Origin of the sequence: Dinoroseobacter sp. S375 (genome assembly GCF_049800775.1) — a bacterium.
In the GTDB taxonomy this organism is placed as follows: Bacteria; Pseudomonadota; Alphaproteobacteria; order Rhodobacterales; family Rhodobacteraceae; genus Dinoroseobacter.
On sequence record NZ_JBNAFR010000008.1, the window covers coordinates 86,755 to 111,610 of the forward strand.

Annotated in this window: 25 protein-coding genes; 15 read left to right on the top strand and 10 right to left on the bottom strand. The window is 65.7% G+C overall.

Annotation, left to right across the window (positions count from 1 at the left end; genetic code table 11):
- The 3 genes from ACP150_RS16750 to ACP150_RS16760 form a co-directional block, all read right to left on the bottom strand.
- Nucleotides 1-363, bottom strand: coding sequence for an MmcQ/YjbR family DNA-binding protein (locus ACP150_RS16750; protein WP_424967819.1), 363 nt, complete (start codon nt 361-363; stop codon nt 1-3).
- Nucleotides 363-1,304 (bottom strand): carbohydrate ABC transporter permease, encoded by a 942-nt coding sequence (locus ACP150_RS16755; RefSeq protein ID WP_424967820.1) that lies wholly within the window; start codon nt 1,302-1,304, stop codon nt 363-365. The genes ACP150_RS16750 and ACP150_RS16755 overlap by 1 nt, the downstream gene beginning before the upstream one ends.
- Nucleotides 1,305-1,663: 359 nt before the next feature.
- Nucleotides 1,664-2,905: an ABC transporter substrate-binding protein gene (locus ACP150_RS16760; protein WP_424967821.1), complete on the bottom strand. Its 1,242-nt coding sequence runs from the start codon at nt 2,903-2,905 to the stop codon at nt 1,664-1,666.
- Nucleotides 2,906-3,045: 140 nt separating this feature from the next.
- Between ACP150_RS16760 and ACP150_RS16765 the strand changes: the two genes are divergently transcribed.
- Both ACP150_RS16765 and ACP150_RS16770 read left to right on the top strand, forming a co-directional pair.
- Nucleotides 3,046-3,843, top strand: a complete 798-nt coding sequence (locus tag ACP150_RS16765; RefSeq protein WP_424967822.1) for an IclR family transcriptional regulator — start codon at nt 3,046-3,048, stop codon at nt 3,841-3,843.
- An 18-nt stretch (nt 3,844-3,861) separates the two neighbouring features.
- The gene (locus tag ACP150_RS16770) at nt 3,862-4,914 is read left to right on the top strand and encodes an ABC transporter ATP-binding protein (protein ID WP_424967823.1); all 1,053 of its coding nucleotides are present in this window, start codon (nt 3,862-3,864) and stop codon (nt 4,912-4,914) included.
- Nucleotides 4,915-5,058: 144 nt separating this feature from the next.
- Here ACP150_RS16770 and ACP150_RS16775 read toward each other — a convergent pair whose 3' ends face one another.
- Nucleotides 5,059-5,331: a hypothetical protein gene (locus tag ACP150_RS16775; RefSeq protein WP_424967824.1), complete on the bottom strand. Its 273-nt coding sequence runs from the start codon at nt 5,329-5,331 to the stop codon at nt 5,059-5,061.
- A gap of 178 nt (nt 5,332-5,509) precedes the next feature.
- Here ACP150_RS16775 and ACP150_RS16780 point away from each other — a divergent pair, with 178 nt between their 5' ends.
- Together ACP150_RS16780 and ACP150_RS16785 are read left to right on the top strand one after the other, a co-directional pair.
- Nucleotides 5,510-5,785, top strand: coding sequence for a metal-sensing transcriptional repressor (locus tag ACP150_RS16780; protein ID WP_424967825.1), 276 nt, complete (start codon nt 5,510-5,512; stop codon nt 5,783-5,785).
- 46 nt (nt 5,786-5,831) lie between these two features.
- Nucleotides 5,832-6,713 carry a nickel/cobalt efflux transporter gene (locus ACP150_RS16785; protein ID WP_424967827.1) on the top strand — a complete coding sequence of 294 codons (882 nt, stop codon included), beginning with the start codon at nt 5,832-5,834 and terminating at the stop codon, nt 6,711-6,713.
- Between the two features lie 303 nt (nt 6,714-7,016).
- Here the strand turns inward: ACP150_RS16785 and ACP150_RS16790 are convergent, their stop codons facing one another.
- The gene (locus ACP150_RS16790) at nt 7,017-7,721 is read right to left on the bottom strand and encodes a DUF1045 domain-containing protein (RefSeq protein WP_424967828.1); all 705 of its coding nucleotides are present in this window, start codon (nt 7,719-7,721) and stop codon (nt 7,017-7,019) included.
- A gap of 122 nt (nt 7,722-7,843) precedes the next feature.
- Between ACP150_RS16790 and ACP150_RS16795 the strand changes: the two genes are divergently transcribed.
- The 4 genes from ACP150_RS16795 (at nt 7,844) to ACP150_RS16810 (ending at nt 11,659) form a co-directional block, all read left to right on the top strand.
- Nucleotides 7,844-8,662, top strand: coding sequence for a helix-turn-helix domain-containing protein (locus ACP150_RS16795; RefSeq protein WP_424967829.1), 819 nt, complete (start codon nt 7,844-7,846; stop codon nt 8,660-8,662).
- 30 nt (nt 8,663-8,692) lie between these two features.
- Complete coding sequence (locus tag ACP150_RS16800; RefSeq protein ID WP_424967830.1) at nt 8,693-9,715, top strand: ArsJ-associated glyceraldehyde-3-phosphate dehydrogenase; 1,023 nt, start codon at nt 8,693-8,695, stop codon at nt 9,713-9,715.
- Nucleotides 9,712-10,980: an organoarsenical effux MFS transporter ArsJ gene (arsJ, locus tag ACP150_RS16805; protein ID WP_424967831.1), complete on the top strand. Its 1,269-nt coding sequence runs from the start codon at nt 9,712-9,714 to the stop codon at nt 10,978-10,980. The genes ACP150_RS16800 and arsJ overlap by 4 nt, the downstream gene beginning before the upstream one ends.
- A gap of 64 nt (nt 10,981-11,044) precedes the next feature.
- The gene (locus ACP150_RS16810) at nt 11,045-11,659 is read left to right on the top strand and encodes an exopolysaccharide biosynthesis protein (protein ID WP_424967832.1); all 615 of its coding nucleotides are present in this window, start codon (nt 11,045-11,047) and stop codon (nt 11,657-11,659) included.
- A gap of 3 nt (nt 11,660-11,662) precedes the next feature.
- On the opposite strand, the gene ACP150_RS16815 is transcribed toward ACP150_RS16810, so the two are convergent.
- Nucleotides 11,663-12,055 carry a rhodanese-like domain-containing protein gene (locus ACP150_RS16815; RefSeq protein ID WP_424967833.1) on the bottom strand — a complete coding sequence of 131 codons (393 nt, stop codon included), beginning with the start codon at nt 12,053-12,055 and terminating at the stop codon, nt 11,663-11,665.
- Between the two features lie 157 nt (nt 12,056-12,212).
- Here ACP150_RS16815 and ACP150_RS16820 point away from each other — a divergent pair, with 157 nt between their 5' ends.
- From ACP150_RS16820 to gltS, 4 genes are all read left to right on the top strand, one after another.
- Nucleotides 12,213-12,599 carry a methylglyoxal synthase gene (locus ACP150_RS16820; protein WP_424967834.1) on the top strand — a complete coding sequence of 129 codons (387 nt, stop codon included), beginning with the start codon at nt 12,213-12,215 and terminating at the stop codon, nt 12,597-12,599.
- Between the two features lie 197 nt (nt 12,600-12,796).
- Nucleotides 12,797-15,307 (top strand): heavy metal translocating P-type ATPase, encoded by a 2,511-nt coding sequence (locus ACP150_RS16825; RefSeq protein ID WP_424967835.1) that lies wholly within the window; start codon nt 12,797-12,799, stop codon nt 15,305-15,307.
- Nucleotides 15,308-15,311: 4 nt separating this feature from the next.
- Nucleotides 15,312-15,719 (top strand): Cu(I)-responsive transcriptional regulator, encoded by a 408-nt coding sequence (gene cueR / locus ACP150_RS16830; RefSeq protein WP_424967836.1) that lies wholly within the window; start codon nt 15,312-15,314, stop codon nt 15,717-15,719.
- Between the two features lie 67 nt (nt 15,720-15,786).
- Complete coding sequence (gene gltS / locus ACP150_RS16835; protein WP_424967837.1) at nt 15,787-16,995, top strand: sodium/glutamate symporter; 1,209 nt, start codon at nt 15,787-15,789, stop codon at nt 16,993-16,995.
- Here the strand turns inward: gltS and ACP150_RS16840 are convergent.
- Together ACP150_RS16840 and ACP150_RS16845 are read right to left on the bottom strand one after the other, a co-directional pair.
- Complete coding sequence (locus ACP150_RS16840) at nt 16,992-20,066, bottom strand: efflux RND transporter permease subunit (RefSeq protein ID WP_424967838.1); 3,075 nt, start codon at nt 20,064-20,066, stop codon at nt 16,992-16,994. The genes gltS and ACP150_RS16840 overlap by 4 nt on opposite strands.
- Before the next feature lie 4 nt (nt 20,067-20,070).
- A complete protein-coding gene (locus ACP150_RS16845) occupies nt 20,071-21,333 on the bottom strand; it encodes an efflux RND transporter periplasmic adaptor subunit (protein WP_424967839.1) in 1,263 nt (420 codons plus the stop codon).
- 81 nt (nt 21,334-21,414) lie between these two features.
- Here ACP150_RS16845 and ACP150_RS16850 point away from each other — a divergent pair, with 81 nt between their 5' ends.
- Nucleotides 21,415-21,855, top strand: coding sequence for an ion channel (locus ACP150_RS16850; RefSeq protein ID WP_424967840.1), 441 nt, complete (start codon nt 21,415-21,417; stop codon nt 21,853-21,855).
- A 25-nt stretch (nt 21,856-21,880) separates the two neighbouring features.
- Nucleotides 21,881-22,852 carry an NAD(P)-dependent oxidoreductase gene (locus ACP150_RS16855; protein WP_424967841.1) on the top strand — a complete coding sequence of 324 codons (972 nt, stop codon included), beginning with the start codon at nt 21,881-21,883 and terminating at the stop codon, nt 22,850-22,852.
- Here the strand turns inward: ACP150_RS16855 and ACP150_RS16860 are convergent.
- Together ACP150_RS16860 and ACP150_RS16865 are read right to left on the bottom strand one after the other, a co-directional pair.
- Nucleotides 22,830-23,855: an AbrB family transcriptional regulator gene (locus ACP150_RS16860; protein ID WP_424967842.1), complete on the bottom strand. Its 1,026-nt coding sequence runs from the start codon at nt 23,853-23,855 to the stop codon at nt 22,830-22,832. The genes ACP150_RS16855 and ACP150_RS16860 overlap by 23 nt on opposite strands.
- Nucleotides 23,852-24,520 carry a GntR family transcriptional regulator gene (locus ACP150_RS16865; protein ID WP_424967843.1) on the bottom strand — a complete coding sequence of 223 codons (669 nt, stop codon included), beginning with the start codon at nt 24,518-24,520 and terminating at the stop codon, nt 23,852-23,854. Before ACP150_RS16865 ends, ACP150_RS16860 begins: the two co-directional genes overlap by 4 nt.
- A 46-nt stretch (nt 24,521-24,566) precedes the next feature.
- Here ACP150_RS16865 and ACP150_RS16870 point away from each other — a divergent pair, with 46 nt between their 5' ends.
- On the top strand, nt 24,567-24,797 hold the full coding sequence (locus ACP150_RS16870) for an FAD-binding protein (RefSeq protein WP_424967844.1): 231 nt from the start codon (nt 24,567-24,569) through the stop codon (nt 24,795-24,797).
- Nucleotides 24,798-24,856 lie beyond the last annotated feature (59 nt).

Genomic DNA, 24,856 nt, shown 5'->3' on the forward strand with positions numbered 1-24,856 from the left:
TCAGGCTCCTTTCCGGGGGGGCAGGCCGTCGCGCAGGGCCTTGGGCAGCTTGGCGCGGATCAGATCATAGGAGGTCGTGACGCGGTGGATGATCTCCTCCGGGGCGGCATCCTCCGGCAGTCGTACCCAGCTTTTGTGGAAGTAGGGCGCCCGCTCGGCGACCCCGGCCTCGATCAGCATGGACGCGGTCTCTACCGCGTCGCATTTGACCGCAACACCCGGGTATTTATGGCCAAAGCAGGCGAACATCTTTCCGCCCACCTTCCAGGAGGGGATCTCGTCCTCGGACAGGGCCAGCTCGGCCCCGGGCAGACGGGCGCAGATCGTATCCACGCTGTCGCGGAGTAGGGAGGCCGTCTGCATCACCGTGCCTTCTCTTCGCGGTACATGGAGTAGAGGAAATAGGCGATGAAGCAGAGCATGATGGCAAAGAGCACCACCGCGATCGCCGCGCCATATCCCATGCGGAAACCATATTCGCTCAGCGCGACTTCGAACATGTAATAGGCCAGCACCCGGCTCGACCCGAAGGGCCCGCCCGCGGTCATCACCGAGATCATGTCGAAGGACCGCAGGGCGCCGATGATCGTCACCACGAAGGCGATGAAGGTCGCCGGGCGCAGCTGCGGGATGATGATGTACCACAGCATCTTCCAGCGCTTGGCCCCGTCGAGACGGCCTGCCTCGATCTGCTCGGGGTCCACGGCGTTGAGGCCCGTCAGGTAGAGGATCATGCAATAGGCCGTCTGCGGCCAGAGCCCCGCCGCGATGATGCCGTAGGTCACGTAGCGCTCATCCCCCAGCACGTTGATGGGCGCGATCCCGACCGAACCCAGCAACGTGTTCAGCAACCCGAAGGTCGGGTCGTAGAACCATGTGAAGACAAGGCCGACGACCACCTGGCTGATGACGAAGGGAAAGAAGAACATCGATTTGTAGAACCGGATGCCCGTGACCGTCTGGTTCAGAAACAGCGCGATGAACAGCCCGCCGGGGATGGCCAGCAGGTAGAGCACCAACCAGATCACATTGTTCTTCAGAGAGGTGAAGAACGCGTCGCGGTCCACGAATTCCCAATAGAGATCCTCGTAGTTGCGCAGCCCGACATATTCCGGCTGCCCCAGCCCGTCCCATTCATAGAGTGAGACATTGAAGGACTGGAAGATCGGGAAGATCACATAGAGCGCGAAGAACAGGATCCCCGGCGCAAGGAACAGCCAGGGGGTCAGCGCGAACTGGTTGCGGTGAAACCAGGAGCCGCCGCCATTGACGGCACGAACATCGGAAAGGGCTGTCTCGGACATGGCTAAACGCTCGTTTCTGGGGCAAGGGGGGCGGACCCGGTCCGGGTCCGGTCCGTCATCATCCGGGGTTCAAATCTGCATGCGCAACGATGCGGCGTGCCGCGAAGACGGCTCAATTCTGCGGGCATTGAGGTCTCCTTTCCTGAAACCACGGACCGGCGCGGGCCGGGGGCGATGGCGGTTCTGCGCGGTGGCATCGACCCGAAACGGGCCGATGTCGCGGCCATGATCATGCACCGTTTGCAGGGGCGGGCCGGTGAGGCGGGGCCGGGAGATCCCGACCGCGCCGGTCCTTGTGCGCCCGTTGGTCCGGGGTGCGTCCGCGCCGTCGGGGTTCCCCGACGGCGCCCGGGATCCGCTTAGTAGATCCGCTTGCGCGCGCGCTCGAGCCGGCTCAGGATCCGGTCGATCTCGTCCGGCTTGACCATGAACTCCTGCATGCCTTCCATGGCGACCTTGGCCATCTCCGCCGGAGCGTCCCGGTCAAAGAACTGCGCCAGCGCATAGGCGTTGTTCAGCAGCTCGAACCCTTCGACGATGAACTCGTCATCGGATACGGAGGAGTTCCGGTTCACCGGCAGCTGACCCAGCGTGATGTTCGCTTCTGTCTGCTGACCCGCCTCGGTGACAAACTTCAGGAACGCCTTCGCGGCGACCTTGTTTTGCGCGGCTGAGGGAATGTGGAACGTGTCCGTGGGGGCTTCTTCCGCCATGGGAATGCCGGGTGTGATCTCCGGGAACTGGTGGAAGCCGATCTGATCGTCAGTCAGGCCACCCTTCCGGTAGAGATCGACGGCGAAGTTGCCTTTTACCATCATGGCCGCATCACCCTGGGTGAAGAAAGGCACGGATTCCTGCCAGCTATAGGCGGTGTGGTTGTCGATGAACGCGCCCATGTCGATCAGTTCGCGCCAGCGCGCAAAAACGTCTTTGACACGATCATCGGTCCACTCGATCTCGCCATTGGTCAGGGCCATGTGGAACTCATACCCGTTCTGGCGCAGGTTCAGGTAGTCGAACCAGCCCGCCGCGGTCCACAGCCACTTGGTGCCGATGGAATAGCATTTCAGTCCAGAATCCAGAATGGCCTGGCAGTTTGCCTTGAATTCTTCCCAGTTGCCGGGCTCGCTCAGCCCGAGCTCGTTGAAGATGTCCTCGCGGTAATAGACACCCCACTGGTAGTAGGTATAGGGCACGCCCCACTGCTTGTCGTCGATGGTCATCGCGAGCTTCGTCGAGGCCAGATTGGCCGAAAGCTCTGCATCCCAGACATCCGAAACGTCCTCGAACAGGCCCGCATTCACATAAGGCAACATCCGGTTGCCCGCATACCAGTTCGCCACATCGGGCGGGTTCGCGGTCAGGAAGTTGCGGATCTGCGTCTTGTACTCTTCGCGGTTGATGATCGTCAGATCGACCTCGAGATCCGGATGCATCGCGTCGAAATCGGCGGCAAGCTTCTCCATCGTCGCCCGCGGGGCCGGATCGTGCATGTCCGAGAAGATCACGAGCTTGCCGCTCAGATCCTCGGCAAGGGCTGGCCCGGCCAGAACGGCGGCACAGGCCAGCGTCGCAACGGACGCTTTCAGTGTGGATTGCATGATGTCCTCCCTATGGTCTCATGCGGATTTTAGTTTCAATATTTGAAACCAAGTTTTATATATTGAAATGATGACCTGACGTCGCCTATGCTGTCAACAGGTTTTCGCCGCCAAGAGCGGAGCCAAGGGAGGAGACCCGCATGACTGGAGATGGTACCGTCGGCAAGGCGCTGGCTGTTCTGGACCAGGTGGCCGCATATGGCCGCCCGGTGCGGTTTGGCGAGCTTTTGACCGACAGCACGTTCCCCAAGGCGACGCTCTATCGCTTCGTCCAGACGCTGACCAATCAGGGCATGTTGCAATATGATCCGGACCGGCAGACCTATGCGCCGGGCATGCGCCTTGTGCGTCTGGCCCATGCGGCCTGGACCCAAAGCTCGCTGGCCCCATTGGCGCGGTCCCATGTGGATGCCCTGAGCGCCGAGCTGGGCGAGACGGTCCATCTCGCGCAGCTCGACAATGCCCAGGTGCTTTATGTAGACAAGCGCAATGCCGCGAAGCCGGTCGAGATGTTCTCGCAGGCGGGCAAGGTCGGGCCGGCCTATTGCACCGGGGTGGGCAAGGCGATGCTTGCCTTCCTGCCGGAGGCCGAGCTGGCGCGAATCATCTCGCAGCAGTCATTCCACCGCTTTACCGAACACACCCATACCAGTGGCGAGAGCCTGCGCCGGGATCTCGCCGAGATCCGCGCCCGGGGCTACGCCTTTGACCGCGAAGAGCATGAACCGGGGATCATCTGCCTTGCGCTGCCGATCCTTGCCGGGGGCGGGCGCGTGCTGGGCGCGCTGTCGATCACGAGCACCACCGCCCGCATGGCGTTGCCCGCCCTCGAGGCGCACGCACCGCTCATTCGCCACGCGGCGGAGCGCATCGCTGCAGACGCGCAGGACTGGCACTTCCCAGGCGCCACCGACGCGCTGCCACATACAGGAACCTGAACGGAGGAGGGGCCGGGCATGTCCGGGATCGTATTGGAACACGCTATCAAGCGCTACGGAGACACGCAGGTGATCCATGGTGTGGATCTGACCGTGGAGGATGGCGAGTTTTGCGTCTTTGTCGGCCCGTCCGGCTGTGGCAAGTCCACGCTGTTGCGGATGATCGCGGGTCTGGAGGAGACCAGCGACGGGACGATCTCGATCGGCCCCCGGGATGTGACCCGGTTGGACCCTGCCGAGCGGGGCGTGGCGATGGTGTTTCAGACCTATGCCCTTTATCCCCATATGACCGTTGAAGAAAACATGGGCTTCGGGCTCAAGATGAACGGCGTGCCCAAGGACGAGATCAGGCAGAAGGTCTCGGGGGCGTCCGAGATCCTCAAGCTCGATCAATATCTCAAGCGCAAGCCCAAGGCGCTCTCGGGCGGGCAGCGGCAGCGGGTGGCGATTGGTCGGGCCATCGTACGCGGGCCGGAGGTGTTTCTGTTCGACGAGCCACTGTCGAACCTAGATGCGGAGTTGCGGGTCGAGATGCGGGTGGAGATCGCCCGTCTGCACAAGGAAATCGGCGCGACCATGGTCTATGTCACCCATGACCAGGTCGAGGCGATGACGCTGGCCGACAAGATCGTGGTGTTGCGCGCAGGTAAGATCGAACAGGTGGGCGCGCCGCTGCATCTCTATCGCGACCCGGACAATGTCTTTGTCGCCGGGTTCATCGGGTCGCCCGCAATGAACTTCCTGAAGGGCGAAATCAGGGACGGGATGGTCCATGTGGATGGGGTCGCGCCGCTGGCGGTGACTGCCGCGGAGGGGCGGTCCGGCAAGGTGATTGTCGGCGTGCGCCCGCAACACCTCAAGCTTGATCCGGCGGGGGATACCCATCTGGTCGACGTGACCGAAGCGCTCGGGGATGTGTCCTACCTGTATCTCAAGGCGGCCGATGGGGCGCGGCTGACCGTTGAGGCCGGGGAGGAGGACCCGCTGCCGGAGGGCAGTGGGGTAGGCCTGGTCCTGTCGCCGGATCGGGTCATGCTGTTCGACGCCGAAACCGAAGAGCGGCTGCGCTAGGAGGGGCGGGGGCCGGGGCGTCGCCTCGGACTTTGTCGAGGGGCAGAGCGTCTCCGCGACGCGGCAGGCCGCGCCACTCGGCGCTCTGCGGCGGAGCCCTCCCCGGCGGTGCCGGGTCGGACTGCGCCGGGCGCTACTTTGACCTCACTGCGCTCCGGGGTGTTTCCGGTGGCTTGGCGGCCATGCTGCTGGGGCGCGGGTCGCGTCCCTGTCTCCGCCGCGGGTGATCGGGCAGGGCTGTTGCGGGAGGCGGGACTGGCGCAAGATCCAGTGACGCGCGGTGATCGCCGCGGCCAGAACCACCGCCCCTTGCAAGGCGGTGACCGTAAGGCTCAGGCAGGCGTCGCTTTCGGCGATCCCGAGCCAGAGTTGCAAGGGGCCGGACTGCCCTTGGCAGTCGAGATCTGTTAGATCCATCCTTTCCTCCAACACGTGCGCGATCACCCGGCGCGCATTGCTCTGTCCTGACCCGGGATCGCGCCGGAAGTGGGGCGCAGTTGCGGCGCATTTGGCTGCGCGCCGGAGAAGGGGCGGTGGTCCGCAACGGGGAAAACGTCACGTGGACCTATCCCCCGGGGGAGGATAAGCTGCCCCGATGACCGAGCCGCACAGACATGCCAGCCATCCCGCAATCGCCAAGCGCCTCAAACGTGCCGAGGGGCATTTGAGATCCATCGGCGGCATGTTGGAAGACGGGCGGCCCTGTGCCGAGATTGCCCAGCAGCTGCACGCAGTGCAGAAGGCGGTCGAGCAGGCGAAACGCGTTCTGATTCAGGATCACATGGACCATTGCCTGAGCGCCCCCGCGCCGGAGCCCGAGGCCCTGCAAGCCGCGCTGGACGAGATGCGCGCGTTGACGAAGTACCTGTGATGACAGACCAGACAGCCCCTCGAACGCGGCTCACCGGGAGGGCTGCATGGATCTGAGCGGGATGATTGCGGCGGGCGGGGCCAACCCCTTGGTGCTCTTTGCGCTGGCGCTTGCGCTGGGCGCGCTGCACGGGCTGGAGCCCGGGCATTCCAAGACGATGATGGCCGCCTATATCATCGCCGCCAAGGGCACCGTGGGGCAGGCGGTGCTGCTTGGGCTGTCGGCGGCCTTGTCCCATTCCTTGATCGTCTGGGTGCTGGCGGCGCTGGCCCTGATCTATGGCGATGCGCTGATCGGCGCGGCGTTGGAGCCCTATTTCATGATGCTGAGCGGGGCGATGGTGATCGCGATCGGTGTGTGGATGCTGGCGCAACAGGGGCGCACAAGGCGGCATGCGAACAGGTCGGTTGAGCCTGTTGCGGGTCCGGAAACGATGGCGCACGCGCATCACGGACACGGACACGGACACGGACACGGACACGGACACGGACACGGACACGGACACGGACACGGACACGGACACGGGCCGGGCGATCATCATATGGACGCCCATACCCTCGCCCATGCCAGCGAGATCGAGGCCCGTCTGGCGCAGGGGCGGACCGGGACAGGGCAGACGATCCTGTTTGGACTCTCCGGTGGCCTCATCCCCTGTCCTGCGGCGATCACAGTCTTTCTGCTCTGTCTCCATCTGGGACAGATCGGGCTCGGGGTGACGCTTGTCACGGCCTTCTCGCTGGGGCTTGCGGCGACGTTGGTGCTGGTCGGGGTCGTGGCGGCCATGGGTCTTTCGGCCGTGCGGCAGCGAAGCGGGCGGTTGGACGCGATTTTCGCCGCCGCGCCCTATCTGTCCGGAGTGTTGATTTGCCTCGTCGGGGGCGCGATTCTCTGGTCGGGCTACGCACATCTTGGACACGCCCACGGCTGATCCATTCTCAGAATGCCGTCAAAAGAGGCATTTGGCCCCGAGGGCGCATCTGCGAAACGCAGCCTGTAAAAGCCGTTGCAAAAACACTGATTTTGCGCGCGCCAAATTCGGCAAAAGTGGACGGGCCCTGAACTTGCAGTAATGTGAACCTACAGTGACGATCGGTTGTGTCGCTGTCACAAAGACCTCGTCTGGCAATGCCCGTTTCCGTCGGCCTCCTCCTCCCCTCGACGGCACGGGCATTGTTCCAGCGGGGCAGATTTCCAACCACAAACACACCGCGCACCTGACCTTCTGGCCTGCTTACCAGAGCAAGGGCATGCGGGGGCGTTCCGCCCGGATCGGAGCATCGCTGATCAGGGCGGTGCCCGACGCGCGCAGCGGGTAGCGCTGAATCAGACGGAACCACCCGGTGGCGTCCTCACCCACGAGGCTGAGGCTGCGCAGGTGGAAGGGCCGGGGCAGGTTGGGCTCGATGATCGGCCGCATGGCAGCCGCCAGGGCGATCAGTTCGGCCCGAGGGAGGGTATCGCTGAGCTGGAACTGAAACGGGGGCGGGGTGTCCGGGCGAGGCGCCTCCGCATGGGCGGGGCCTGTGGCCGGGACCTGCAGATCCTGAAAGCTGCGCGTGACCGTGGTGCAGAACCGCTCCAGCGCCGGGCTCTCATCCCGGGGCAGCAGGGCGATGGCGCCCGATTGCGGGTCGAGCCGCAATCCCGCGAGGGGCACTTCGGTACAATGCTCGGCAATGGCGCGTGCGCGGTGGTGGAGGTCGAGGGGCGAATGCCCGGCGGCAAGGCGAAAGGGCGCGACCAGCAGGGCCTGGCAGCCATAGCGACGCCGACGCGCTGCAATCTTCGACAGGGGCAAGGGCAATCGATCAATCTTCAACAGCGGGACGTCCTGACCCCGCTCAAGATCCCAGCCGAGCCAATGCTTGCCCAACACCGCAAGATCCGTTTCCGGATCCGGTGCGTAACTGAGCGCAAATCGGCTGTATCGATGCATCTCCGTCCCCCCAGCGGCGAGATGACCCGTCCAGTCTATGTCACTTTGGCGTGATTTGCAAAAAACAGCTCTGGCGGGGAATTGGGGCTTGTCCAATTCTATAGTTCATATATTCATGAATTATGGAATTGATCGAAGCCTCCGACGCGCTCGACGCGCTCAGTCATCCCGGTCGTCTTGGGGTGTTTCGCCTGCTGGTGCGGCGCGGACCCGAGGGGGTGCGCCCGTCCGAGATGGCGGCGGCGCTCTCGCTGAAGCCCAACACTTTGTCGGTCTACCTTTCCGCGTTGCAGCAGGTCGGTCTGGTCCGCTCGCGCCGCGACGGGCGGGCGGTGATCTACGCGGCCGAGATGGGGCGGATGGGAGATCTGCTGAGCTATCTGGTCGCCGATTGCTGCCGAGGGCGCCCGGATCTTTGCCTGCCTGATCCGGGTCCCGCAGCGGAGCCACGGGTTCGGAACGTGCTGTTCCTGTGCACCGGGAACTCCGCCCGCTCGATCTTTGCCGAGCAGTTGCTGACAGATCTGGGCGAGGGGCGGTTCGTCGCGCGTTCCGCCGGGCGCATGCCGACCGGTCGTGTGAACCCGCACACGCTCGAGGTGCTGGCGGGGCATGGGCATGGCGTCGAAGGGCTGCGATCCAAGCCGGTCTCTGCGGTCCAGACGCCGGATGCGGCGGATATGGATTTCGTGTTCACAGTCTGCGACGCTGCCGCCAATGAAGAGTGCGCGCCCTGGCCCGGTCTGCCCCTGAGCGCCCATTGGGGCGTGCCGGATCCAGCGCAGGTTCAGGGGGACGAAGCGGAGACATCCCGCGCCTTTGCCGAGACCTATCGTCAGATGCGCGACCGCATCGAACGCTTTGTCGCACTCCCGTTGCAATCCCTCGACAGACTGGCGCTTCAGGCCCGGCTTGACGAGATCGGGCGGCCCGCGCCCTGACCCCTGCCACCCTTACGGAAAGACGATGAGATGACATCTACGCGCCCAAAAATCGCGCTGAACGGCCTGGGCCGGATTGGAAAACTGGTCCTGCGGGCCTTTTTCGACGAGGGGCTCGAGGCGGATCTGGTTCTGCTGAACGACCCGGTCGGCACGCCAGAGCAGCATGCGCTGCTTCTGGAATTCGACACGGTCCATGGGCGCTGGGATGCAGAGATCGCGCATGGGCCCGACAGCCTGTCGATCAACGGGCAGGCGATCCGCTTCACGCAGGAAAGTGACCTCGAAAAGCTGCCCCTCGCGGCGCTGGGGGTCGACCTCGTGGTGGATTGCACCGGGGTGTTCAAGACCGGGGCCAAGACCGCCCCCTATTTCGACGCCGGCATCCGCAAGGTCGTCGTGTCGGCCCCTGTGAAGGATGGCGGGGCGGTGAACCTCGTCTATGGGGTCAACCATCAGATCTATGACCCGGACCAGCACAGACTGATCACGGCGGCCAGCTGCACCACCAACTGCCTCGCGCCGGTGGTCAAGGTCCTGCATGAGGGGCTGGGCATCAAGCATGGCTCCATGACCACAATCCACGACGTGACCAACACCCAGACCATCGTGGACCGGCCCGCCAAGGACATGCGCCGGGCCCGCTCGGCCCTGAACTCGCTGATCCCGACAACCACCGGCTCGGCCACGGCGATCACCCTGATCTACCCCGAGCTCAAGGGCCGTCTGAACGGCCATGCGGTGCGGGTGCCGCTGCTCAACGCATCCCTGACCGATTGCGTCTTCGAGGTGGAGCGCGAAACCAGCGTCGAGGAGGTCAACGCCCTTTTCCAGACCGCTGCCGAAGGGGAGCTCAAGGGCATTCTCGGCTATGAGACGCGCCCTTTGGTGTCCTGCGATTACACCAATGATCCGCGCTCGGGCATCATCGACGCCCAAAGCACCATGGTCGTCAACGGGACGCAGGTGAAGGTCTATGCCTGGTACGACAATGAATGGGGCTATGCGTGGCGGCTGGCGGATGTGACCCGCATGGTGCTGGCCAGCCTATGAGCGCTGCTGCCCCCTCTGGCCTGCGCGCCTATCTGGCGGTGACGGCGGCCTATTGGGCCTTCATGCTCACCGATGGGGCCCTGCGGATGCTGGTGCTGCTGCATTTCCACACGCTGGGCTTCACGGCGCTGCAGCTTGCCTATCTCTTTTTGCTCTACGAGCTCATGGGGGTGATCACCAATCTCAGCGCGGGCTGGATCGCGGCGCGGTTCGGCCTGACCTCGACGCTTTATGCCGGGCTCGGGATCCAGATCGCAGCTTTGGTGGCGCTGGCACAGCTCGACCCGGGCTGGAGCGTTGCGGCCTCGGTCGCCTTCGTGATGGCGGTGCAGGGGGCCTCCGGCGTGGCCAAGGATCTGTCGAAGATGAGCGCGAAATCCGCGGTCAAGGTGCTGGCGCCTTCGGGGGAGGGCGCGCTGTTCCGCTGGGTCGCGGCGCTGACCGGGTCCAAGAACGCGGTGAAGGGGCTCGGGTTTCTGCTGGGGGCTGCTCTTCTGGCGACCGCCGGGTTTGTCCCGGCAGTCTGGGCCATGGCGGGGGCGCTGACGCTGGTGCTGGCGGCCGTGGTGATCTTCATGCCGCCCGGCCTGCCGCAGGGGGCGAAGGGCGCGAAGTTTCGCGATGTCTTCTCCAAGGATCCGCGGGTCAACTGGCTCAGCGCGGCGCGCCTGTTCCTGTTCGGCGCGCGGGACGTGTGGTTCGTGGTCGGCATCCCGATCTATTTCTACAGCGTGCTGTCCGATGGCAGTGTCGAGGGCAACCGCGCGGCGTTCTTCCAGATCGGGACCTTCATGGCGCTCTGGATCATCGGCTATGGCGCGGTGCAGGGCTTTGCCCCGGCGCTGTTGCGGGCGCGGGACAAGACCGATGCCCAGATCACCGGGCTTGCCCGGCTCTGGGTCGGGTTGCTGGCGCTGATCCCGGCGATGCTGGCACTGCTGGTGGCGCTTGCCGGGGGACCGGCTCCTTGGCTCACCGGCGCGCTGGTCGGGGGGCTGATGCTCTTCGGCGTGGTCTTTGCGCTGAACTCGGCGCTGCATTCCTACCTGATCCTGGCCTTCACCAAGGCCGAGCGGGTCACGATGGATGTGGGCTTCTACTACATGTCCAACGCGGCAGGGCGGCTGCTGGGCACGCTGCTCTCGGGGCTCAGCTATCAGCTGGGGGGCTTGCCGCTCTGCCTTGGGACGGCGGCGGCCATGGCGGCGGCAAGCTGGCTGGCCGCTTCGCGCCTGCAGCGGATTTCCCCCGCGCGCCTTGCATAAACCCGCCGAAGGGCCATCTGTTGAGGAGGACCGCAGGGGGCGGTGTTACAGGGTTTGAGCCAGAATGACCGATGCCAGCGTGGCGCCACAGGACGTCGAGGAGGATGACGATTGGTCCATGACCCGCGTCCTTGATTGCGCGCTGGATGTGGCCGAGCGGGACGATGTCTCGATCGGTGATCTGATCACGGCCTTCGGGCAGGCGAGTTTCCTGCCGCTCCTGTTGTTGCCGGCGATCACGCTGGTCTCGCCGCTCAGCGGAATCCCCCTGTTTTCAAGCTTTAACGCGCTGATCATCATCCTTGTCGCCGGGCAAATGCTGGCTGGACGCCATTGCCTGTGGCTGCCCGCCTGGATCAAGCGGCGCGCGATTGCCGGGCAGCGGCTGCGCGCGGGGCTGGAGCGGGTCCTGCCAGTCGGGCGCTGGTTTGACCGGCATGCCCATCGCCGGATCGGGCTGCTCTTTCGTCGCCCGATCTGGTTCGCCTTGCCCCTGAGCTGCATCGCGCTGGCCGCGCTCATCCCGTTTTTCGAGCTTGTGCCGTTCTCCGCATCGCTGCTCGGTGCTGCGATTGCACTGATCACGCTGGGCATGCTGACCCGCGACGGGCTCTGGGTGCTGGCCGGGGCCGTCCCGTTTCTGGGCGCACTCCTCGTGGTGGCGAAGGTCTTTACCTGACCGCTAGTCGTCCCGCGCGATCGGGCCGTCCTTGGCTTTCCAGTCCTTGAAACCATCCCGCAGATGCGCGGCGGCAAAACCCATATCCTGCAAGGTGGCCGCAGTCAGGGCCGAGCGCCAGCCAGAGGCGCAGTGGAAGACATAGCGTTTGTCCTGGGCAAAGACCGGCTTGTGATAGGGGCTGTCCGGGTCGACCCAGAACTCGATCATGCCGCGCGGGGCATGGACACTGCCCGGGATGTAGCCGTCCCGTTGCCGCTCGCGAATGTCGCGGATATCAACGATCACCACCTCGGGATCCTCGACCATGGCGATCAGTTCTTCGGTGCCGATCTCTTCGATCCGGGCGCGGGCGTCGGCGACCATCTGGGCGGCAGTTTTGGTGAGCGGGGGCATGGGCTTCTCCGGCGTTTGGAACGTCCCCTCAGGCTGACATGGCCCTCGCGACAGGGCAATCGGGCAGGGGCGGCTGCCCCTGCGACGCATTCTCCGCGACGGGCAGGTTTCCATGGCCTATAAAAGGGGGTCAGACGGAAAAGGGGAGCTGAGCCCAATGACATATTCCATCGCTCTGGTCGCCCATGACCAACGCAAGGACGCCATGGTGGCCTGGGCCAAGGATCACCGCGCGTTGCTCGAGCCCCATGCGCTCTTTGCGACGGGCACGACCGGCGGGCGGCTGCGCGAGGAAGCGGGGCTGGACATCACCGCGCTCAAGAGCGGGCCGTTGGGCGGGGACGCGCAGATCGGCGCGATGATCGCCGAGGGCAAGCTCGACGCGCTGGTCTTCTTCATCGATCCGCTCTCGGCGCTGCCCCATGACGTGGATGTCAAATCTCTGCTGCGGCTGGCGATCCTCTACGACACGCTGATGGCGACGAACGCGGCGACGGCCTCGGCCATTTTCCGGACACCCGGGACACCGCAGCCGGGGCAATAGGCGGAGCCGGTTGAGGGCTCGCAGCGCGTGGCCCGTCTGGCCCGGATGCAGCCGGGGATCCCGGCGCTCGGAGACGCAGGTTTGCGGCCGCGCAGCGCGCTGGCCCTGCGGCTGGCAGGCGCGGCAAATTCTCCGCCCCCTTGAGCTTCCAGTGGCTGGAAGCCTTAAATAGGCGGGACACAAGACCGAGTCCTGCCATGTCCCAAGCCGATGCTCATCAATATTCCCTGTCCCTGACGGGGCTGAACTGCGCCTCCTGCGCCGGGCGGGCGGGGCGTGTGCTCGCCGCGCTTCCGGCGGTGGCCGACAGCGCGGTGAACCTCGCCACCGAGGAGGCCCGCGTGACGCTGTGCGATCCGGAGGCACTGGAAGCCGTGTCCGCGGCATTGGCGGAGGCAGGCTACGCCCCGCGCATGGCCAGCACGACCCTGTCGGTCTCCAGCATGTCCTGCGCCTCCTGCTCCGGGCGGGTGGAGCGGGTGCTGACGGCGATCCCCGGGGTTGAGACGGCGTCGGTCAATCTGGCCGCTGAGGCGGCAACGATCACTTATCTCGACGGGGCGACCAGCCCGGCGCAATTGATGGCGGCGGTGTCCGAGGCGGGCTTTCCGGCAACCCTTGCCGATGGGGCCAGCCCCCCGGCCCGGGCCGAGCGTCAGGCGCAGGAGGCGCAGGAGATGGCCCGGCGGGCAGCCCTCGCCGCGGCACTGGCCCTGCCGGTCTTCGTGCTCGAGATGGGCAGCCATCTGATCCCCGCCTTTCACCATCTCATTGCCGGGACCATCGGGATGCAGACCTCCTGGCTGCTGCAGGCGCTGCTTACCACGCTTCTGCTGCTCGGACCGGGGCGGCTGTTTTTCGCGCGTGGCTGGCAATCCCTGCGCCATGGCGCGCCGGATATGAATGCCCTCGTGGCCTTGGGGACCGGGGCCGCCTGGAGCTTTTCCATGGTTGCAACCTTCGCGCCCGGGCTGCTGCCCGAGGCCACCCGCGCGGTCTACTTCGAGGCCGCCGCGGTGATCGTGGTGCTGATCCTGCTGGGGCGCTGGCTGGAGGCGCGGGCCAAGGGCCGCACGGGCGCTGCGATCCAGAGCCTGCTCAGCCTGCAGGTGCCGGTGGCGCGGCTCTTGCGCGACGGGGTGCCGGTGGATGTACCGGTCGAGGCGCTGGGGCGGGGCGATACCGTTCGCATTCGCCCGGGCGAGCGGATCCCGGTGGACGGGACTGTCGCCGAGGGCAGTGGCTTCGTGGATGAGAGCATGATCACCGGCGAGCCCTTGCCCGTGGCCAAGGCGCTTGGCGATCCGGTGACCGGCGGTACGGTGAACGGCGCGGGCGGGCTTTCGGTGACGGTCAGCCGGACCGGGGCGGATACCACGCTGGCCCAGATCATTCGCATGGTCGAAGACGCCCAGGGGGCCAAGCTGCCGATCCAGGGGCTCGTCGATCTGGTCACGCGCTGGTTCGTGCCCGCGGTGCTGGGCATCGCGCTTGTGACCGTGGCGATCTGGCTGACCTTTGGCCCGGGGCCGGGCTTTGCACTGGTGGCCGGGGTGTCGGTGCTGATCATTGCCTGCCCCTGCGCCATGGGGCTCGCCACGCCGACCTCGATCATGGTCGGGACCGGGCGGGCGGCCGAGATGGGGGTGGTCTTTCGCAAGGGCGATGCGCTCCAAAGCCTGAGCCAGGTGGGGATCATCGCGCTCGACAAGACCGGGACGGTCACCGCCGGGCGGCCCGAGCTGACGGATGTGGTGACGCGGCCCGGCGTCGCGCGGGCGGAGCTCTTGCGCGCGGTGGCGAGTGTCGAGGCGGCCTCGGAACATCCGATTGCCGAGGCGATCCTGCGCGCGGCCCGGGCCGAGGGCGTCGCGCTCGCGCCGGTCACCGGGTTCGAAAGCGACACGGGCACGGGCGTGCGCGGACATGTGGAGGGGGCCGAGATTCAGATCGGCACGGCGCGGATGATGGCTGAGGCGGGCCTGTCCACCGAGATCCTGCAGGCCGAGGCGACCCGGCTCGGTGCCGCGGGCCGTACGGTGGTCCATGTAGCGCGGGATGGCGCACTGGTGGCCGTGCTGGCCGTGGCCGATCCGATCAAGCCCGGCAGTCGCGCCGCGATTGCCGCGTTGAAGGCGCAAGGGCTGCAGGTGGCGATGATCACCGGTGACAGTCGCGCCGCCGCCGAGGCCATTGCCCGCGAGACGGGCATCGACGAGGTCATCGCCGAGGTCCGGCCCGACGGCAAGGTCGCCGCGCTCGATGCCCTGCGCGCGGCGCAGCCCGGGGCGACGCTCGGCTTTGTCGGGGACGGGATCAACGATGCGCCCGCGTTGGCCCATGCGGATGTGGGCATCGCGATCGGCACCGGCACCGATATCGCCATCGAGAGCGCGGATGTCGTGCTGATGTCCGGGGATCTGCGCGGCGTGGTCAATGCCCGGCATCTCTCGCAGCAGACCCTGCGCAATATCCGCCAGAATCTTGGCTGGGCCTTTGGGTACAACGCGGCGCTGATCCCGGTGGCGGCGGGCGTGCTCTATCCGGCCTTCGGGATCCTGCTTTCGCCGATCTTTGCCGCCGGGGCGATGGCGCTGTCCTCGGTCTCGGTATTGAGCAATGCCCTGCGGCTCCGGCGTCTCGCGCCGGTCAATGCCGGGGCGGATCACGCATCCAGCCCGGCCTCTGCGCCGCAGCCTGCGGAGTGAGCCGATGAATATCGGAGATGTCGCCGAACGCGCGGGCCTGCCGCCCAAGACCATCCGCTACTACGAAGAGATCGGCCTGATCCGCCCGGTGCGCAGTGCCAATGGCTACCGCGTGTTTCGCGACAGCGACCTGCACAAGCTGGCCTTTCTGGGCCGGGCGCGCACCCTTGGGTTCTCGATCGAGGATTGCCGGACCCTGATGGCGCTTTACGAGGATGACCACCGCGCCAGCGCGCAGGTCAAGGCCGTTGCCGAAGAGCATCTGGCCCGGATCGACGACAAGATCGCACAGCTGCGCGCCATGCAAGAGACGTTGCAGACGCTCGTCTCGGCCTGTCACGGGGATGATCGTCCCGATTGCCCGATCCTGAACGATCTGGCGGGACCCCGCGACAGGACCGACAGGGCCTGACCATTCCCTTGCAATCACCGGTCGGCAGGGCGAAACCCCGGGGCGATGCGTCACCCCGGAGGGCCCCATGCCTGACATCCTCGTCCCCGCCTTTATCTCGGTCACGATTGGCCTTTTGGTCTATTTCGTGGGCGCGTTCCTCACCCGCAGCCTGCGGCTTCTGAAGGATTACAACATCCCCGAACCGGTTTCGGGTGGGCTGGCGGTGGCCCTCGTGACCTGGGCGGTCTTCGCGCTGAGCGGGCGGCAGATCGTCTTCGATCTGGCAGTGCGGGACTATCTTCTGGTGCTGTTCTTCGCCTGTATCGGGTTGAACGCGCGCTTTGCGGATCTGCTGCGCGGCGGGCGGCTTCTGGGGGTGCTGCTGGCGCTGACGGTGGGCTTCATGGTGCTGCAGAACGCGGTCGGCTATCTCGGTGCGCTGCTCTTTGATCTGCCGACACCGGTCGGGGTGCTGCTGGGCTCTGCCTCGCTGATCGGCGGGCATGGCACGGCCATCGCCTGGGGGCCGCAAATCGAAGAGATGACAGGTTTTGACGCCGCCTCCGAGCTGGGGATCGCGGCGGCGACGCTGGGACTGGTGCTGGCGGCGACCATGGGCGGGCCGATCGCCAAGCGGCTGATCGACCGCCACGGGTTGCGCGGCGAGGAGGACGCCGCCCCGGTGGTCGGGCTCGAATTCGAGGACCCCGGCGCGCCCAGCGAGGTGGTCAACCATATCAGCCTGATGCGCGCCATGCTGGCGGCCCATGTGGCGATCCTGCTGGGCTATATCGCCCATGTGGCGATCCTCGAGGCGGGGGTGCAACTGCCGCTCTTCGTGCCCTGCCTTTTGGTGGGGATCGTGATGTCGAACACCATTCCCTACCTGCTGCCACGGCTGACATGGCCAGCGGGGAGCCGCGCCCTGGCCGTCGTCTCGGATTACAGCCTGTCGGTCTTTCTGGCCATGTCGCTCATGAGCATGCAGCTCTGGACACTGGTCGAGCTGGGCGGGCCGATCCTCGGGGTGCTGGTCCTGCAGGTGGCGATGACCACGGCCTTCATCTTCCTCGTGGTCTTTCCGGCCATCGGGCGCAGCTTCACCGCTGCCGTGCTGAGCGCGGGGTTTGCGGGATTTGCCCTCGGGGCCACGCCCACGGCAATCGCGAACATGTCCTCGGTGACGAAACGCTACGGGGCAGCACCGCTGGCCTTCATCGTGCTGCCCCTGGTCTCGGCCTTCTTCGTGGATCTGGCCAATGCCTTTGTGATCCGGGTTTTCGTCGGCCTCTAGCCTGCCGCGCCTTCGGTCTCTTCCGAGCGGACGCGGAAGAAGATCGTGTAAAGCGTCGGCACGATGATAAGGGTGAGGACCGTGGCAAAGCTCAGCCCGCAGATGATCACCACCGCCAGCGACTGGAAGAACGGATCCCAAAGCAGGGGCACCACCCCGAGCACCGTGGTCAGCACGCCGAGCACGACGGGGCGCACGCGGCTGACGGCGGCGTCCACCACCGCGGACATGCGCGCCTTGCCATCGGTAATCTGACTGTCGGTCTCGTCGATCAGAACGATGGCATTCTTGATCAGCATCCCGGTCAGGGACAACACCCCGAGGATGGCCATGAATTCCAAAGGTGTCCCGGTCAGCGCCAGCCCCCAGATCACCCCGATCAGGGCCAGAGGCACCGTCAGCCAGATGATCAGCGGTTGTTTCACCGCGTTGAAGAGCAGGATCACCACGAGGATCATGGCCCCGAACCCGAGCGGCATGGTCGAGGCGAGACCGGCATTGGCCTCTTGCGAGTTGCCGTATTCACCCTCCCAGCTGAGCGTGTAGCCCGGGGGCAGGGGGATGTCCTCGATAGGGCCGCGGACCTGCTCAAAGAGATCGCCCGACAGCACACCGGGCGCGTTGTCCGATTGCGCGGTGATGGTCAGTTGCCGGTCAACCCGGCGCAGGTTGCCCGCCTCGAACACCACGTCGAAACGGTCCACGACCTGCGAAATCGGGATATAGCCGCCGGTCACCTGACTGAAGACCTGCACATTGCGCAGCCCGCTAACATCGTTGCGATCCGATTCGCGCGGCCGCATCACCACATCCAGCAGCTCGTCGCCCTCGCGGAACACCCCCAGGGTGATCCCGTTGAGATGCCCGTAAAGCGCGTTCGAGATATCCGCCTGCGAGAGGCCAAGTCGCCGCGCGCTGTCAGTATCGATCCTGGGTTCGATCACCGGGACCTGCTCGCGCCAGTCATCCTTGATCGCGATGGCGCCATATTCGGCCATCACCTCCTTGGCCTGGTTCGCCAGGGCGCGCAGGGTGGCCGCATCGGGGCCGCTGAACTGTGCCTCGATCTTGGAGCCGCCGCCCGGGCCCAGCGTGAATTGCCAGACCTTGGCCGTGGCTTCGGGGAAGCGGTCATCGACCCAGCTCTGCAATTCATCCACGAGCTCCGAGATCTGGTCGAAGCTCTCCACATCCACCAGCACCTGTCCGTACGAGCTGTCCGGATCCTCGGATTCGTAGATCAGCATGAAACGCTGGTGCCCGCTGCCCACGGCAGTGTTCGTGCCGGTCACACCGGCCAGAGTGCGGGCATGGGCGTCGATTTCCAGCACGTCTTCGCGGGTGCGTGAGATATCGGTGCCCTTGGGCAGGAAGTAGTCAACCACGAATTGTGGCCGCGTCGAGGTCGGAAAGAAGCCCGGCGGCACCTGACTGAACATCGCGATGGCCGAGGCAAAGAGCGCCACGACCAGCACCACCGTGCCATAGCGAAAGCGGATCGCCTTGGCGAGCAGGCCGCGATAGGCGCGCAGGGCCCGGTTCTCGGGTTTGGGGGCAGGTGGCTTGCCGTCCTCGGATGGGGCAGGCGGCTTGAGCAGGAGCGAGCAGAAATAGGGCGTCAGCCAGATCGCCACCAACCAGGAGAACAGCAGCGAGATCGCGATGGTCCAGAACAGGCTGCCCGCATATTCACCGGTATTGTCCGGCGAGAATCCCACGGGCGAGAAGGCGAGAAAGCCCACCACAGTCCCGCCAAGCAGGGGCCATTTCGTCTGGTTCACCACGGCCACGGCGGCCTTGGCGGTGCTCTCGCCTTTCTGGACTCGGACCAGCGTGCCCTCGACCACGACGATCGCGTTGTCCACCAGCATCCCTAGGGCGATGATCAGCGCCCCGAGCGAGATCCGCTGCATGTCCAGCCCGTAGAGCAGCATCCCGAAGAGCGTCCCTGCCACGGTGATCAGCAGGATCCCCCCCATCAGAAGGCCCGAACGCAGACCCATGAAGATCATCAGCGTGCCGACCACGATCACAAGGGCCAGCACCACGTTGCCCACAAAGTCGTCGACCGAGACCTTTACGCTGTCGCTCTGGTCCGAGATCGGCAGGACTTCGATCCCGATGGGACGTTCCGAGATGTTCTCGGCCATCCGCTCTTTCACGGCGACGCCCATATTCACGACATTGCCGCCCAGGGTGTTCGAGATGCCGATCCCGATGGCGGGCCGACCGTCGCGGTATATCAACCCGGCGGGCGGGTCCACGAGACCGCGTTTGATCTCGGCGATATCGCCAAGGCGGAACAGCGCGCCGTTCTCGGGATTTGTGATGATCAGGTTCGCGATGGCCTCGCTTGATGAGACCCCGTCCGGCACGCGGATTTCCAGTCGCGTCTGCCCCGCCTGGATCGAGCCGCCCGGGATCACGAGGTTCTGACCCTCAAGGATCTGCGAGACCTGCTCGGAGGTAAGCCCCAGCTCGATCAGCCGGGCCGAGGAAAACTCGACATAGATCACCTCGTCCTGAACGCCGTTCAGGACCACCTTGGAGACGCCATCCACCGTGACAAGAAGGCGCTGTAACTCCTTGGCGTAGTTGTAAAGATCCGTGATCGTATAGCCGTCGCCCACCACCGCGAAATAGAGCGCGAAGACATCCCCGAAATCGTCATAGACCTGACTGGTCAGGGCGTTGGGGGGCAGGTTCGGTTGCGCATCGTCGATCTTGGCCCGCATCTGGGCAAAGCGCTGATAGAGCGTGTCGTAATCGGGCACGGAGGGGATATTGAATTCCACCATCACGTTGCTCAGCCCCGGCGACGAGACCGAACGCACCTCGAGCACGCCCTGCAATTGCTGCAGCGCATCCTCGATCACCTCGGTGACCTCTTCGGCCACCTCCTCGGCGCCCGCCCCGGGATAGGGGGTGATGATCTGGGCCTGCCGGATGATGAATTCCGGGTCCTCGAAGCGTGGCAGCGTCGAGTAGGCGTAATAGCCGGCAATCAGGATCAGGATCGTGGAGACCGCTGAGATGACCCGCTTTTTCAGTGCGAAATCTGCGAGATCCACTGGCTCAGCCCCCGATCTTCGTGACCGGGCGGATCGTCATGCCCTCCATGATCTGGCTCACCCCGGCGGCCACAACCGTATCTCCAGCGGCAAGCCCGTCCTCCACCGCGACCTTGTCGCCTTCGGCCTCGCCGAGGGTGATGGGCTGGCGGCGCACGGTATTGTCCTCCAGCACTTGCCAGACAAAGGGGCTGCCGCCTGGGTCGGCGGCAAGGGCGGTGAGCGGGATCAGCAGTTTTTGACCATTGCCCGGCGCCGAAGAGAGGACACGCCCCACCATGCCCGGCAGGATCGCCGCGTTCTCCGGCGGGACCACCGCCACGCGTCCGCGATAGGTCTGGGTTGCGCTGTCGGCCTGGACCGAGAATTCCACGATCTCGCCGTCGAAAATGTCTCCGGGCAGGGCGTCAAAGGTCACCTTGTTGCGGATATTTTCCTGACCATTGGCCGAGAGCGCGGTGACATCCGGTCCCGGCACGTCGAAGAGAAGATGCACAATCTGCAGGTTCTGCAGCAGCGCCACGCTCTGCCCCGCCTGCACGATGGTGAAGCTGTCGATATCGCGCCGCGCGATGATCCCGTCAAAGGGCGCGCGCAAGGTGGCATCATCCAGCTGGTCGCGGGCGATCTGGATTTCCGTCTCGAGCCCGCGCAGCACGGCCTCTGCGGCCTCGATATCCTCCGGGCGTCCGCCGGATTGCCCGATGGCAAGCTGTTCCTGCTGGGCGCGCAGATTGGCCTGTGCGACCCGCAAATTCGCCTCATCCCCCTCGAGCTGCGCTGTGGAGGCCACGCCCCGTTCGGTCAGCTGCCGTGTCCGGGCTGCCTGTTCCTGAGCCTGCTCCAGCTGAGCCTCGGCGGACGCGACCGCGGCCTCGAGTGCGGCGACCTCTTCGACCCGGGCACCGATGCGCAGCGCCTCGAGCTGGGCTGCGGATTGGTCGCGCTGGCTTTCGAGCTGGGCAACCCGGCGCTCGAAATCGCGCGGGTCGATCTGGGCGATCACATCGCCCTTGACCACGCTGGTTGCGGCCCGGATCGGCAGATCGACCACCGGCCCGCTGACCCGGAAGGAGAGCTCAACCTCATCGGAGGGCAGAACGATGGCCGGATAGGTCCGGGTCACCTCGCTTGCGGTCTGTTCGACCACGGCCACCTTGGCAGGGCGCGGAATGTCCTGCGCCGCGCTGTCCTGCGCGGCCAGACCCAGAGGCATACCGGTGAGCGCAGCGGTCACAAAGACACGCGCGATTAGCTGGTTCATCATCCGGGGCTCCATCGTTATAGACTTTCCAGTACGCTTGCAGTGTTTACCACGCCAGTCAAACTGGAAAGGACGCCAATGACGATGACCGCCCAAGTTCTGTTGGGAAGCTGCTTTCTGACAGTGTGCGCTCTGGTTCATGTGGGGTTCATGGCCTTGAGCATTCCGGCAATGGCAACTGTCCACAAGCGGTTCCATCATAACGGAAAAGTGGTGCGATCGGCGCTCTTGCTGTCGCTGGCGTTGATGATCATCGTGGCCGCGCACACGATCCAGATCTGGACCTGGGCCTTTGCCTTTACGAGCGTCGGGGCCTTCGATGACATCGCCGCGAGTTTCTATTTCGCGACCGTCACCTACACGACCCTCGGCTACGGGGATCTCACGCTGGGCGAGGGGCTGCGGATCTTTGCGACCTTCGGGGCCATCACCGGGTTGCTGACCTTCGGGATCAGTACGGCCTTTCTGATCGCGGTTATCGGGCGGCTCCTGCCGCCGGAGGATCTCGGGCCCGGGCATCTCTAGACGCTGCCGAAAAGGGGGAGGCCAGGTGAAGGTTCATATTCTCGACGATTGGTTCGACACCCTGCGGGGCCTGCCCTGTTTTGACCGGTTGGCCGGGCATGACGTCACGGTCTGGACCGATCATATGGCCGACCGCGCCACGCTGGCCGCGCGTCTGGCCGAGGCCGAGGCGCTGGTGCTGTTTCGCGAGCGCACCGCGATCGACCAGGAGCTGCTCGCGCATTTGCCGAAGCTGCGCCTGATTTCCCAGCGCAGCACCTATCCCCATATCGACGTTCCGGCCTGTACCGCGCACGGGGTGCTGCTCTGTTCGAAGATGAAGGGCGGGGGTGGGCCGAATTATGCGGCGGCCGAGCTGACGCTGGCCTTGATGCTGGCCAGTGCCCGGGACCTGCCGGCGCAAGTGGCGTCGCTGCGCGCCGGGCACTGGCAGGCGGGCGTCGGGCGGACCCTCCGGGGGCGGAGGCTTGGGCTTCTGGGCTATGGCCGGATCGCCCGGGCGGTGGCGGCCTCTGCCGAGGCTCTGGGCATGACGGTACACTGGTGGGCCTCGGAGGGCAGTCGGGACCGGGCCCGCGCCGATGGCGCGCAGGTCGCGGCCTCGCGCGCCGAGTTCTTTGCGAGTTCGGACGTGGTCAGCCTCCATCAGAGGCTCACGCCCGAGACGCGAGGTGGGGTTAGCGCGGCGGATCTGGCGGCCATGGCGCCGGGCAGTCTTCTGGTGAACACCGCGCGCGCGGGGCTGATCGCGCCCGGCGCGCTGGAGGCTGAGATCGCCCGGGGCCGGATCCGGGCCGCGGTGGATGTCTTCGACACCGAGCCGCTGACCGACCCGTCCCATCCGCTCCTGACCCATCCCAACGTGATTGCCACGCCTCATATCGGCTTTGTCACCGAAGAGGAGTACGCGCTGCAATTCGCGGATATCTTCGATCAGGTGGCGGCCTTTGCGGCGGGCGCGCCGATCCACATGATCAACCCGGAGGTTTGGGGCTGAGCCAGCGCGAGGCGACCGGTGCCCCGACGATCACGGTCACGATCCGCAGGATGTGATGGGCGATGACAAAGGCCATATCCGCCCCGGTCAAGAGCGCCAGCACGGTCATCTCGGCCTGCCCCCCCGGTGCGAAGGCCAGAAGCGCGTCGAGCGGCGGGGCGAGCCCGAGCAGGATCACCGCCTCGGTGAAGATCAGCGCCAGCACCAGAAGCACCACGCAGAACCCCAGCGCCGCGAGCACGTCGCGTCGCACCTCGGGCCCGGTGACGCCTGCGTATTTCGCGCCCACGGTCATCCCGATAAAGAACTGAGCGGCCCAGATCGCCTCGGCGGGCGGGCGGTATTGCAGGATCCCCAGCATGGCGAGGATTCCGGCGGCGATCATCGGGCCGAGGATCGACGCCCCGAAGAGACCGACGCGCCGGGCAACCTGCCAGCCGACGAGGCCGGCCAGGACCATCAGGGCAAGCTGCGCGACGGGGATGCTCGCGGCCGGGGCGCCGGGCGGGTTGGACAGATCGACCTCCCAGCCCCATTCCAGCACGAAGGGCAGGATCGTGACGATGACCATGACCCGCGTCGCGTGGATCAGCGAAAGGGCGCGCACATCGCCGCCCGCCTCCTCACCAAAGACCAGCATGTCCTGCAGGCCCCCGGGCATGGCCGAGTAGTAGCTGGTCGCGAAGTCGAAGCCCCAGAGGCGCTGGAAATAGGGCACCCCGATCACCGCAGAGAGTGCGATCAGCACCGGGATCATCATCAGCGTCGGCCACATCGCCGCCATGGAGAGAACCACCGACAGGCTCAGCGTCGCGCCCACCGCTACGCCCAGAACCGCGCGCATCGCCTCGTTCACCGGCTTCAACCCACGCAGATCCAGCCCCAGCAGACCGGCGATCAGGCAGGCAGCAATCGGCCCGAGCAGCCAGGGCAGGGGCAGGTCCAGCGCCGTGAAGACGGCAACCCCCAGCAAGGCGATCGCATATGTCCGCAGCAGGATCACAGGGCGCGCATCACAGCGAGACGGTGGCGCAGGGAGGTTTCCAGATGGGCCTCGGCCGCCGCACCCGCCGCGGCTTCATCCCCCGCGCGGATCGCATCGATGATCGCGTCATGCTGGTGGCAGACCGTCTCGATGCGGGCCTCGTCGGCCAACGTCGTCGGGCCCAGCAGCAAGAGCGCGTTGTTCAGCGCCCGCGCCGCCTCCAGCAGAAAGCGGTTACGCCCGGCGCGGTAGAGCACCTCGTGGAATTGCTGGTTGATCGCGGCGGCCCGCTGACTGTCGCCTTGGCAGGCAGCGATCTGGGCGTTCAGCGCGGCCAGCTCATCGACCTGCGCGCCCACGGCATGTTTCGCCGCAAGCTCCGAGGCGGTCCGCTCCAGCACCAGCCGCATCTCGTAGAGCTCGACCACCTCAGCATGGCTGAGCTGGCGAATGACCGCCCCGATCCGGGCCTTGTGCTCGACAATGCCATCAGCCTCCAACCGGCGCAGCGCCTCGCGGATCGGCGTGCGCGACAGGGACAGACGCTCGGCGATCTCGACCTCGCGCAGGCGGTCTCCGGGGGCGTAATGCCCCGCGCGAATGGCCTTGAGCAGAGCGGCATAGGCCGCGCCGCCCTGGTTGAGTTCGGGGTTGTCCTTGCGTGTCACGGTCGGGTCATTCACCATTGTATCCGATTGGATACAAGATTCGTATCGGATGGAGGACAAGATGTCAAAGCATGTGATCGTCGTCGGCTCGGGAAATGCGGCCCTGTGTGCAGCCCTCGCCGCACTGGAGGAGGGGGCCGATGTGCTGATCCTCGAAAAGGCGGATGCGGATCACCCGATCCCGCCGCGCGACAGCGCGCGCAATCGCCCTAGATCTTCGGCAGACGCAAATCGAAAGGAGCCCCCATGCGCAGCATCTTTCTGGCGGCCGCCCTTGGCCTGTCATTCCTGACCGTACCCGCCGCGGCGCAGTTGCCTGCGGGGACGCTCTCGGCGCAGGACAGCGATCCG